General features: G+C 60.6%; 1 pseudogene. It reads left to right on the top strand.

Annotation, left to right across the window (positions count from 1 at the left end):
* A pseudogene (locus NX782_RS26320) lies at positions 1-249 on the top strand (group II intron reverse transcriptase/maturase); the annotation flags it as partial.

Here is a 249-nt window from a genome sequence, read left to right as displayed (position 1 = left end):
AACATGCAACGCGCGTGGAAACGCGTGAAGGCGAACAAGGGAGCCGCAGGCGTCGATGGGTTGGATATTCTCCAGACCAAAGAGCACCTGAAACACGCCTGGCCCGGGATCAGGAGGCGCCTGATGGACGGCACGTACAAGCCACAAGCTGTACGGCGCGTGGGTATCCCGAAGCCAGATGGGACTGAGCGTGAGCTGGGAATTCCCACCGTGACCGACCGTCTGATTCAGCAGGCACTGCTGCAAGTG

The sequence above is a fragment of the Massilia norwichensis genome, assembly GCF_024753245.1.
Classification (GTDB): domain Bacteria; phylum Pseudomonadota; class Gammaproteobacteria; order Burkholderiales; family Burkholderiaceae_D; genus Telluria; species Telluria norwichensis.
Note: the sequence above shows the minus strand (reverse complement) of the source record. Positions and strands in the feature narration are given on the sequence as shown.